Annotated in this window: 6 protein-coding genes and 1 pseudogene; 6 read left to right on the top strand and 1 reads right to left on the bottom strand. The window is 34.4% G+C overall.

Going from position 1 to position 12,423, the window contains the following annotated elements; translation table 11 throughout:
* The first annotated feature begins 199 nt into the window (after positions 1 to 199).
* The gene (gene alaS, locus ACFIJW_RS07230; RefSeq protein WP_375633790.1) at positions 200 to 2,866 is read left to right on the top strand and encodes an alanine--tRNA ligase; all 2,667 of its coding nucleotides are present in this window, start codon (positions 200 to 202) and stop codon (positions 2,864 to 2,866) included.
* Positions 2,867 to 4,105: 1,239 nt separating this feature from the next.
* On the opposite strand, the gene ACFIJW_RS07225 is transcribed toward alaS, so the two are convergent.
* The gene (locus tag ACFIJW_RS07225; protein ID WP_375633789.1) at positions 4,106 to 5,887 is read right to left on the bottom strand and encodes a glucan ABC transporter ATP-binding protein/ permease; all 1,782 of its coding nucleotides are present in this window, start codon (positions 5,885 to 5,887) and stop codon (positions 4,106 to 4,108) included.
* Positions 5,888 to 6,093: 206 nt separating this feature from the next.
* Here ACFIJW_RS07225 and ACFIJW_RS07220 point away from each other — a divergent pair, with 206 nt between their 5' ends.
* The 5 genes and pseudogenes from ACFIJW_RS07220 (at position 6,094) to ACFIJW_RS07200 (ending at position 10,452) form a co-directional block, all read left to right on the top strand.
* Complete coding sequence (locus ACFIJW_RS07220) at positions 6,094 to 7,077, top strand: RluA family pseudouridine synthase (RefSeq protein WP_375633788.1); 984 nt, start codon at positions 6,094 to 6,096, stop codon at positions 7,075 to 7,077.
* 797 nt (positions 7,078 to 7,874) lie between these two features.
* Positions 7,875 to 8,093: pseudogene (locus ACFIJW_RS07215) on the top strand (ATP-binding cassette domain-containing protein); the annotation flags it as partial.
* 134 nt (positions 8,094 to 8,227) lie between these two features.
* A complete protein-coding gene (locus tag ACFIJW_RS07210) occupies positions 8,228 to 8,881 on the top strand; it encodes an ATP-binding cassette domain-containing protein (protein WP_375633787.1) in 654 nt (217 codons plus the stop codon).
* Positions 8,856 to 9,680 (top strand): ABC-2 family transporter protein, encoded by an 825-nt coding sequence (locus tag ACFIJW_RS07205; RefSeq protein WP_375633786.1) that lies wholly within the window; start codon positions 8,856 to 8,858, stop codon positions 9,678 to 9,680. The genes ACFIJW_RS07210 and ACFIJW_RS07205 overlap by 26 nt, the downstream gene beginning before the upstream one ends.
* Complete coding sequence (locus ACFIJW_RS07200; protein WP_375633785.1) at positions 9,664 to 10,452, top strand: ABC-2 family transporter protein; 789 nt, start codon at positions 9,664 to 9,666, stop codon at positions 10,450 to 10,452. The genes ACFIJW_RS07205 and ACFIJW_RS07200 overlap by 17 nt, the downstream gene beginning before the upstream one ends.
* Positions 10,453 to 12,423 lie beyond the last annotated feature (1,971 nt).

Here is a 12,423-nt window from a genome sequence, read left to right as displayed (position 1 = left end):
CGTTTTTTTCGTTTATAATTTTTTTCCTTTAAGATTTTTCTGTTTTTTTGTTTGAGTTTTTAAATACGCAGTCGTTGTTTCTCAATTTTTTAAAACAAATATTCCATTTTTGATTAAATTGACTCCATGCGTGGCGAAGAGGATTTAATGAGGGGGATTTTTCTTTTATGGTTTTGTGCTGTATTGAGCAGGTGTCAACATGAATAGTGTTAATAATATTCGGTCAATATTTTTGGATTATTTTCATCGTAATGGGCATAAAGTTCTTTCTTCTAGTCCGCTTGTTCCGCGGAATGATCCTACACTTATGTTTACAAATGCAGGGATGGTGCAGTTTAAAAATGTTTTTACTGGACTTGAACAACCTTCTTATACGCAGGCAACAACGGCACAAAAATGTGTTCGTGCGGGTGGAAAGCATAATGATCTTGATAATGTTGGTTATACGGCGCGCCATCATACATTTTTTGAAATGCTGGGTAATTTTTCTTTCGGTGATTATTTCAAGGAAGAAGCTATTTTTTTATCATGGAATCTTTTAACAAAGGAATTTTGCCTGCCAAAAGATAAATTGTTGGTGACAGTTTATCAGAGTGATGATGTTGCTGCTGAACTGTGGCGTAAAATTTCTGGTCTTCCAGATGAAAAAATTGTCCGTATTGCGACGGCTGATAATTTTTGGTCGATGGGAGAAACAGGCCCTTGTGGGCCTTGTTCGGAGATTTTTTATGATCATGGTGATGAAATCTGGGGCGGTCCTCCTGGAAGTGCTAATGAAGATGGGGATCGCTTTATTGAGATTTGGAATCTTGTTTTTATGCAGTATGAGCAAGTTTCCAAGGAAGAACGTGTTAACTTACCTCATCCTTCTATTGATACCGGTATGGGGTTAGAGCGTATTGCAGCTGTTTTACAGAGCGTTCATGATAATTATGACATTGATCTTTTTCGTGCATTAATTGACGCGTCAGAAGAAATTACAGGGATTGAGGCAAAGGGTGATTTTATTGCCAGCCATCGTGTCATTGCTGATCATCTTCGCTCATCTGCATTTTTGATTGCTGATGGTGTGCTTCCTTCTAATGAAGGAAGAGGATATGTTTTACGTCGTATTATGCGTCGTGCTATGCGTCATGCGCATCTTCTTGGTGCTAAAGAGCCCTTAATGTGGCGACTTTTGCCTGCTTTAATTCGCGAAATGGGACAAGCTTATCCTGAGTTGGTGCGTGCTGAATCTTTGGTTTCAGAAACTTTAAGGTTAGAAGAAATACGTTTTCGTAAAACGCTTGAACGAGGACTTGGTTTGTTGAACGAAGCAAGTACCGATCTTAAAGAAGGGGACTATTTGAATGGTGAAGTTGCTTTCAAGCTCTATGATACCTATGGTTTTCCACTTGATTTGACGCAAGATGTTCTTCGTCGTCGAGGAATCTCTGTTGATGTTGGTGCTTTTGATAAAGCGATGGAACGCCAAAAAGAGGAAGCACGTGCCAATTGGTCTGGTTCTGGAGAAGCTGTAACAGAGAAAATCTGGTTTTCTGTTCGTGATCAAGTGGGGGCTACAGAATTTTTAGGTTATGAAACTGAGACGGCGAAAGGTATTCTTACAGCTCTTGTGTGTGATGGTAAAATTGTTGATCATATTTCTTCAGGTCAGAAAGCTATGCTTGTTGTTAATCAGACACCTTTTTATGGTGAATCTGGTGGGCAAATTGGTGATAGCGGTATCATTTCTGGTGAAAATTTTATTTTTAAGGTGCATGATACCCAAAGAAAGGGTGATGGTGTTTTTATCCATATTGGGGAGGTGAAATCTGGTCAGGCATCGAGGTCTGATTGTGTAGAATTAACGGTTGATATTGTTCGTCGTAAGAAAATTCGTGCGAATCACTCTGCTACTCATTTGTTACACGAAGCTTTACGCCAAACATTGGGGGACCATGTTACACAAAAGGGCTCTCTTGTATCGCCAGATCGGTTGCGTTTTGATTTTTCACATCCAAAATCCGTTTCACCAGAAGAGTTGAAAAAAATAGAAGATTTAGCCAATGAGATTATTTTGCAAAATAGTAGAGTGATAACGCGCCTCATGGCTGTAGATGATGCCATTTCTGAAGGAGCCATGGCATTGTTTGGTGAAAAATATGGTGATGAAGTTCGTGTTGTTTCTATGGGGGAGCCACTTGAACAGGGAAGATTAAAAAAGCGTTGGTCAATTGAGCTTTGTGGAGGGACACATGTGGAGCGAACAGGTGATATCGGTTTGATTCATATTGTTTCTGAAAGTTCTGTTTCAGCTGGAGTGCGGCGTATTGAAGCTTTAACAGGCAAAGAAGCACGTCTTTATCTTAGCCGCCAAGATGAACGTATTCATGAAATTGCTGATCTTTTAAAAATTTCTTCTGTTGGCGTGGAAGAACGGGTGCGAATTTTGCTTGATGATCGTCGTAAACTTGAAAAAGAATTGAATGATGTACGCAAGAAAATGATGTTGAGTGGTGGAATAACAGAAAGGAGCCAAGATGATATTATCATCATCAATGGGTTTTCTTTTACCGGACGCGTTGTTAAAAATATTTTACCACGGGATCTTAAGGCGCTTGTCGATTCTGAGAAAAAACAAATTGGATCTGGAGTGGTTGCTTTTATTAGTGTCTCGGAGGATGGAAAAGGGAGTGCTGTTGTCGGTGTTACGGATGATTTAACGGATAAATTAAATGCTGTAGATCTCGTTCGTATTCTTTCAGCGATGCTTGGTGGTAAAGGTGGAGGTGGCCGTCCTGATATGGCGCAGGCTGGTGGTCCTGAGGGGAACAAAGCTGAGGAGGCATTTGCGGCACTAAAAGATTTTCTTGAAAAAAATTAAAGAATGAAATCATTCTGCATAGGTGTTTTTCACATTGTTATATTTGGTTGGCATCTATGTATCATGAATATCTGTCTGGTGTATTTCTGAAATGCAGATACAGCGTAATTGGGGAAAATACAATTGTAAAGATAAAGACAGTGTTTGTCTTTATCACCACTTTATCATTTGGCTTTATAGCTTCCAAGCGTTTCAGGAATCACCTTTTTAAGATAAGATAGATTATGCAGCACTTCATGCTTTGCTGTGTATTCTTTTACTAGGGAGACTAGTTATTATGTTGCTCTTATAGATTTTTTGAAGAAACATCTCTTTTTATGAAAGAAAAATATAAGATTTATTGCATACGATTATCCTTATAAAGTTATAAGCTGTCATTATTCGATTAGTTTTCAAATGAATAAAATCTCTTTCCTTGAAAAGGCTTATAAAAGCGTTGTTATATCTTAGAGCTATTGTTTTCATTTTGCTTGTTATGTACAAGAAAACAGTTTTTTGGTTTATTATTAAAAGGTCTTGAAAGGAATATTCTCCTATCTTTATAAATCTTTATTTCATATTATAAAGTAATGAATTATCAATATGAATCAAAGGAATATCACATAAATCTAAAGATTTAGATTAACATCTAATTTATTTATGATAAAATTGCTTTAATACATTGAGTTATAATGATAATTTATCGTTTTATCTTTTGAATAAGAGCTACGAATATTCGTAGGATTTTATTATTTCAAATTCTGTGTATGTTAAATTAATCAAAACCACTCACGAATGTCGTTGTGAAATGGGCTTAAGAGCATTGAGAAATGTTTCTTAAAAAAAGTCATATGAATGTGCAAAACAATGATGTTCTGTTCTTTATGAGAGGACTATAAAGAAAGTGATAAACAAAGTGCAACGCAATACATAATATTCATTATTTAAAAGATATTTCTTTAGTTCGTTTTGAAATTCGTAAAGCTGAGTAAAAAGAAGACGGTAAAACTGGAAATTGTTTTTACCTTTACATTTTCCCTAAATGAGAATGTATACTCGTCAATATTCACAGATATAGGGAAATATTTTTGTCCCAATCTAGTAAAATTGCAATAGCAGAGAAAATACTAGACTGTTTTAATATTTTTCTTAAATACCTAAAATGGATTGTGGTATTTTTAGAAATCTTTTTACTTGTATCATATATAAGCACTCTTGTTATTCTGAGGAGGATTTTTTTGCTTGAAAAGAGTGTCAATTTTATGATGCTATGGCTTCATGTAAGGGGATAACATTTTCTCCTTCTCTTTTTGGTGGTTTGATTGTTAAACCACTTGCCTTTAAAAATTTAGAGAAACGTCCCCCTCTATCGATTAATTCTTGAAAGTTTCCTTTTTCCATTAAGTGACCATGATCCAGAAAGAGTATCACATCAGCATTGCGTACTGTTGAGAGGCGATGTGCTATAATAAAAGTAGTACGGTTATGGCTTATACAATCGAGAGCATCTTTGACTCGTGCTTCTGTTTCAACATCAAGAGCGCTTGTTGCTTCATCTAGAATGAGAATAGGGGCATTTTTTAAAACAGCGCGTGCAATTGCTAGTCGTTGTTTTTCTCCACCTGATAATTGAGATCCTCGTTCGCCCACTATTGTGTTATAACAATCAGCTTTTTTTAGAATAAAATCGTGAGCTTCTGCTATTTTTGCTGCTTCATAAAGTTCTTCATTCGTTGCGCTCGCTTTTCCTATTGAAATATTGTCATGAATAGTACGGTTGAAAAGACCCGAGTCTTGAAATACTGTTGCTAGAGATTTGCGTAAAGATTCGCGATTGATTGAGCATATATTTATTCCATCAATGGAGATATGCCCAAGGGTAGGGTCGTATACGCGCTGCAACAGATTGATCAATGTTGTTTTTCCAGCCCCTGTTGGTCCTACAATCGCAACAGTTTGTCCTGCTTTAACTTCAAAGGAAATATCAAAAACACCTTGAGAAGAATTTTGGAATTGATAGGTCACGTGATGAAATTGTATGGCGCCTTTAACATTTTGGAGGGAAGGAAGATTTTGCGGTTCGTTGATATGAAAGGTTGAGTCTTCCATTTCAAAAAATTCTTGCAGTTTTGCTTGTGAGGATATTGCACAATTAATAAAACTGCTCATTTGGTCTAGGCGGCTAATCATGAGTTGTGCAAATCCAACAAAAGCAACGACTTCACCTACTCGTAATTGATCTTTTGCAACAAAAAAAGCTCCAAGGAGAAGAACACAAACGATTGAAATTGTTGAAGCCATTCGATTTAAGCCACTGGCGAGCGCCCACCAATTGAGAACAGGATTTTGTGCTTTAAGAAGAGCATTTGTATGTTGATGCAGTATGGAAGTTTCTTCTTTTATTCGGTTATAACTTTGTACAATGGAAACATTAGAGATTGAATCACTGACATGCTTAAAAAGGTTATGATGATAGCATTCTACAGCGGCTTGTCCGTCTTTTGTTTTTCGCATCACTAAACGTGCAATTAATACATAAATGATGGCAAGCACAACCAAGACTATTGAAAGACGCCAATTCATATTAAACGCTATGGGGATGAGAACCAATAAGGCGACAAGCGTTGAGAGATGTTGGCGCATAAAATCAAGCCATATGGTTGACATGGAATCTATTGCGCGCAAAAGTGTATGGAGTGCGTTGGAAGTTCCACGTTGTTGATGCCAAATTAAAGGCATGGCAATGATACGTTCGAAAGATTCCGTTAAAACCGTTAAGCGGCGTCTATGGGCTAAGCGGTCAGCACCGCGAGCAACAAGGACATAAGCAATAATATGTGAAAGTCCAAAACAAACCCAAATGGCAAGAGTAGGGATGATAGCTGTTTTGTCTGTAATAGAATCAATAACTTGTCCAAATAAAATAGGTTCTGCAATAGTGATAATAGCTAATATAACATTAGCGGTACAGATTAAAAGGGATGCATTTTTTTCTCTATTTAGGTAAGTGAGAACACGTGCATAGGTTTTGAATAAGGACACGGTTAATTATCTCCATTCGCTATTAAGCGTAAAGGCTGTTGATTTTTACAACGCTTAGTTTTTAGCTAATAAAATTTGGACGTTAAGAAAAGGAAATTTTGGATACTAACTGTAATATGGTGTGATAAGACCAACTAAAATATGAATTTTTGTGTTTATAAAGGCGCAAAAATAGATCAATAAAATTAGCAGGTAAGGGAATTTTCATGGCAGGCATAGAAATAAAAAAAGTTGAGGCAGATGAAAATGGAATGCGCTTAGATCGCTGGTTTAAAGTGCATTATCCAGGACTTGGTTTTGGAGCTTTGCAAAAATTGTTGCGTTCTGGTCAGATACGGGTTGATAGTGGACGTGTTAAAGCCGATACGCGTCTTTGTATAGGGCAAGCTGTTCGTATTCCACCTCTCCCTATTAATGACAAGGAAAATCTTTCAATAACGGATAAAACACTTCGTGGGCAGGATGATGGGACCGTTTTGAAAAAAATGCTGCTTTATGAAGATCCAAAGGTATTTGTTTTTAATAAACCAGCTGGGTTGGCTGTACAAGGAGGCTCTGGTTTAACACGTCATATGGATAGTATGCTTGAGGTATGGCGCAATAAAAAAGGTGAAAAGCCGCGTTTGGTTCATCGTCTTGATCGTGAGACGTCGGGTGTGCTTATTGTTGCGCGATCAAGGGGAGCTGCTCAGTCCTTAACTGCTGCTTTTAGAGCGCGAGAAACAAAAAAGACTTATTGGGCGTTGGTTCGGGGTGTGCCTAAAAAAAAGCAGGACAAAATTTCAACGTGGATGGTTAAGGAAATGACTGCACAAGGTGACAAAATGCGTGTTTGTGAACATGGGGAGCCAGATTCACATCATGCGGTTTCCTACTATCGCGTTTTAGATACGCGAGGGCGGGCTCTTTCGTGGCTTGAAATGGAACCCTATACAGGGAGAACACATCAGCTTCGTGTGCATGCTGCCCATATGGATCATCCTATCATTGGCGATACAAAGTATTTTTTTTCTGATAGTAATTGGACATTACCAGGAGGAATTCAAAATCGTCTTCATCTTCATGCACGTCGTATTCGTATTCCTCATCCTTCAGGAGGAATATTGGACATTGTTGCACCTTTACCACCTCATATGGTCCAAAGTTTTAATCTTTTATCTTTTAATGAGAGTGATGCTGAAACCAACTAAACAAACTTCATTTGTTCTTTTTGATTGATACAAATTTTGTCTATAAATTTGATAAGATGAATAGGGCATCATTTGAAGAAAGTTTTTGATAAGTCAATTGCTATGAGAAAATTGTGTTTTTGAGTGATGAAATTTTCGAATATCATGGCTTTCTTTCTACAGATCTTTATCCATAATTGATTGTATTGTTATTTTTGGATATGATGTATCGTTTAATAATCTGAGTTTATGAAGCTGCTCCTTTGAATTATCTACAGAGGTCATATATTGGGGAGGCGTATCTGTTGAGGGAGATGAGTTAGATAAAATCTGAAAGATATTTACTAAAATAGTGAAAGCAATTTTAGTTTTTTCATGGGGAATAATGGAGGCATTTTATAGTAATGCTGAGGGAAAGTAGCCTCTCAAAAAATTCCTGTTGTCAAGGATTTTTGTTTTGTTATCAATGTGGTTTGATATGCTTATAGTATAGATTTATGCTTTGTATCTTTGCTTACACAATGAAGCCTTCTTAGCAAAGCTCTCCTTTCAATGACCAATTATTTTTCTACTTACTTAGTTTATCCAAAAGATTATCTTTCATAAAAGAAGAAATAAGTTTTTAGTATCTTAATGCTTCATTGAAGTGAACTCATCACATTGAAAAAATATCTAGACAAAAAATTGGAGATAAAACGTCAGGTGCGTTTTATTGCTCTAGGGAGGGCTTGAACACTTTTGTTTTTTCTAGTGAACAAAAACAGATATTTATTATGGGAACATTCAAAGGGGGGATAAGTTGAAATTAGGAGTGACTGATGGGATCATTATTGATTGACGTTAATAACGTCTCAAAAATATATCGCAACATTGACAGAGAAATTGGTTTTAAAAACAAGGTGTTTTCTCTCTTCAAGCCGGATTATACAAATCATTATGTGTTAAAAGATATGAGTTTCACCCTCTTTTCAGGGCAATCGTTAGCAATTCTTGGCCCTAACGGAGCGGGTAAATCGACACTGATTAAAATACTTTCTGGTATACAATACGCTGATGAGGGATGTGTTAAAGTCCTTGGTGTTGATCCTTATAAAGCGAAGAAAAATCTGTTCAAGTCTTTGGTCATAAGAATTGTTTATGGTGGGATTTGCCCTTACGCTACAGTCTGGATATGGTTCAACCATTATATGGTCTTGAACGCGCCTCTTTTACCCGTGATCTTAAAGAGATCGCTGAGTTACTGGGTCTTGAGCATATTATGGATAAGCCAGTGCGGATACTTAGTCTGGGTGAGAGAGTGAAAAGTGAATTGGCATTTAATCTCTCCTTTAGACCTAAACTGTTGTTTCTCGATGAGCCAAGTATTGGTCTTGATCTTACATCTAAGCATGAAATCAGGGAGCTTCTTAAAAAACTGAAAAGGGAGCGTGGCACTGGGTATATCATCACAAGTCATGATATGGGAGATATTGATGGATACGTCGATGATATTATTCTCTTGCATAAAGGAAAGAAACAGTTTCATGGTAATCTTCATGCGCTTAAAAATGTCATTCCTTCTTTGGTGAGAATGACACTTTTTTGTGAACACTTGGCGGCACCTTCAGCTGTTGTAGAAAAAATTGATGAGATTGCGTTGAAATTATCTACTCCTTTAAAAGATAAGTACTTTAACGCTGAAGAATGCTCGCTGGAGGTTTCGTTGCCCCGTGAGGATTTTGCGCGTTTTGTACGCGAAATTACAACCAAATTGAACTGTACGTTCTCTGTATCCACTCCCTCTCTTGAAGAGATGCTCCGTGTTAAATTTAAAGAATTTATCTAACCACTGCTTTGGTATGTTTCTTTTTGCCAAGAATGGATTACTGACTGTTCTAAGTGATAGAGCAATGTTTTTTACCGATATTATCATTGGGACACTTTCGCCATTTGTTATTCAACTTCTATTATGGAATGCACTTTTCTCTGATACGGGCAACACCATAAATGGCTTTAGCTTTTATGATATGATGTATTATTATGCTTTTGCTTTAGTCCTAGGTCGCTTAAATAATGGTTATAATGTGATTAAGTTTTTCTCTCATCATGTTAAAGAAGGTCAATTAGAAGTATATCTTACAAAGCCCTTTAGTTATATGACACAAATGCTTTTTACTTTTTTAGGGGAGAGTGTATTATATAGCATTCCCTTATTGGCTCTTTTTGTTGTTAAGCTTGTTTTATCTTATGAAAATATTCTGGGATTGGTCATCGCTTTTCTGTTCTTTTTTTTGGTTGTTATTCTATCACAATTGCTTTGTTTTTTAATCTCTTTTGGAATTGCCTTATTAAGCTTTTGGGTGATTGAGTACAATATATTACTTTCTTTCAGTATTCTCAGTTCAGCGCTTCTTGGGGGTGTTCTTTTACCACCATCTTTTTGGCCGGTGTGGCTTATTCCGCTTATGCAATTTAATCCTTATCGTTTCATGATATCAGCTCCTGCCGAGTTTTTCGCGACGCAAAATTTAGCGTTGTTTCAGCAGTTTATTTTCGGAAGTTTTACTTATATTTTGTGTTTTTTATTCTTAATTTATATTGCTTGGAATAAAGGGATGAAAGCATATAATGGAGCAGGTTGTTGAGATGAAAATCATCCTTCATTTTATCAGTCTGAATATCCGCCGACAGATTGTTTATGGTAAGAATTTGGCTGGGGAGTTTATGCTTTCTCTATGCTATTATTTTATTCAATTCATATTTATTGATAGAATATCTTCTTTTTCAGGAAAGATCGGTAACTATAGCAGAGATGAAATCCATTTTATCTTTGTTGTCTTTGTTTTACTTGGAATATTTTTGAATATTTTTACTAATTCTATTGAAACGTTTTTTGAAAAAGTAGCGGATGGTAAAATTGAACCATACTTGATAAAGCCCGTTTCAATCTGGTTGTTGATGTTGTTTGGTTGGTGTAAACCTCTTAATTTGATCAAGCTCTTTGTCCTTTATGTTAGTGCCTATTTATTTGTATCATTACCGAATATTTCTGATCTTAAGCTAAGATGGATCTCTTTTATTGTTGCAATATTTTGTGTTTTTATCGTCAATATTTGTTTTTTCATGATGTTCAATTTTATAACATTTATTATTAGCCGTAAGATGCCTGTCGAATATTTTCATGAAATGATTTACGAGCTTTCATTTGTGCCAATAGGAATTTATCCTTTAAGCATTGTAAAATGGCTTTTGTTTATGCTTCCCATGGCTTTTTCTGCTTCCTTGCCTGTGTCATTGTTGCTTGGTAAAGACGAATGGAATATTGGATATCTTCTGTTGAGCGCTTTTCTTTCCATGGTCATGACTTTCATAAGTTATAAGAAAACAATGCGTAAATTTAATGGATTAGGGGGATAATATAAAAGTCATCATGATTATAAAAATAAAAAATTGAGTGAAAATTCTATCGTACTGTAAAATATCGTTATTTATGCTGGCGGTATAGGGTATGTAAAATTTACACATGAGGATTTTTATTAGACATATTCATGCATAAAATCGGTTGTATTTCTATAGCTATGAGCAAAGAATTTACAACAGAAATCATAGAGTTAAATTTCTTGGTTTTAGATCAGTTTTAGTTTGAGTTTGGATGGCTGCTTGATGACACAAGCCAATTGTAAGATGGTGTACAATATTAGTAGTGCTTTCTCCTCCGAGCAAAATTTACTTTTGTTGCGTTTATAGTGCTAAAAAACTGTCAAAGATGGGTAATTTTTATATGTGCAAAATGTGGTTATTCGTGCGGATTTTGTTGGTACATTCAATATATTATTACGTGGATGAGTTTTTGCTTAAACAATAAGAAAATTGACAGAATAAAGCTTTTAAGTTGCCCGATAGAAAGCTAAGAGCTTCGCCAAACAATATGATAGCAATTATCAAGACAACAATCACATAGAGATTTTTCAGCATGCTGAGCAGTCAAAATTCAGTTAATAATTGCTTGGAAATAAAAGGATTCACCAATCCAAGCAGGCAAAAACGATGGCAACGCAACTGAGTTCAATAACATAATTAAATATATTTCTTTGTTGTTCTTATAAACAAAGAGAATTATACTTGATTTTCTTGTTAATTTCTTATTCTATTTAATAGAAAGATAATTATTATGTAATATTTTAGTGTTATTATAAATATTATTATTTAATTAAAAATATACAATTTAAACACATACAATATAAACATAATATATTTATATTATTTTAAATAGGTTATTTTAAAAAGTAATTAAATAAGATATTATTTTGTAAAAAAATATTTTCTATTTTTTAAATATTAATAAGCTCATTTTTCAATTTTTCTTAACAATGATAAGAGTAAAATGGAGTTTTACATCCTCTTTTACAATAAATAAAAATTATACTTTAATCTGGTGTTACTCTCTAAGCTTAGAGCTATACAGATGTTATTGCTTATCATTAATAAAACTAATGTGATTGATGGCGTAGAGATTACAAAGGGCTAAATTTTTTTGCATGTAATTCATATCTTTTACAAGACTTTAAAAATAACACAGAAAAAATGAGAGAGGAAGGGATAGTGAACAAGAGTGATAAGCTTTTTCATTTTCTAGTGTTATGATTACTTTTGTATTTTACGGTTCATTCATTGTATGTATGATCAATTCCAAAATTTTTATTTTAAGCTTATAGTGAATCTATATTTTAGTCTGTTATTGAAGTGTTGTAGTGATTGAGATTAAAATATCACAATAGTGAACACTCTGATTTAATAGAGAAGATTGTTTGCTAGCAAATAATCTATCCATATCAACGTTATTTAAATTTTTTATGATTTATATTTTTAATCATTTTATCTTAGTTAGAAAGAAGGTGTATTCATTTTTATTTCTCTATTTTATATTAAAGTCGTGGAATTATATTAATGTTAGAAAGTTATAATTCTGGAAGACAATGAACTTTATTAAAATTATTCCACGTTCTTGTAGAAACGCATGGCTGTGAAATTGTTGAAATGTGTAATAGCATATGGCATTAGATTTGGCGCATTCACCAAAGTTATCCCTTATCTTACCTAATTTAGCTTTTTCAATCAAAGAGTTAAGCTGGTTTTTACGCTAATTGTAGCTGGGGCAAATATTTTTTCTCAATCTATACTAAGGAAAAATTATTTTATAAAAATATTTATTTTACTATATTATACAAAAAATAAAAATATTATGTGTAACAAAAAAACAACATATTGATATTTTTTATATTATAAAATCATAATAATATTTATAACAATAAAGCTAAATTTATAATAAAAACAATAAAATAATTTTATTTTAATATATTTTTATCATTAAACATACATAATGTAAAT

It is taken from the genome of Bartonella sp. MM97QHHN (genome assembly GCF_042194285.1).
Taxonomy (GTDB): Bacteria; Pseudomonadota; Alphaproteobacteria; order Rhizobiales; family Rhizobiaceae; genus Bartonella.
The sequence above is the reverse complement of the archived record's forward strand: the minus strand, read 5'-3'. Positions and strand labels throughout refer to the sequence as shown.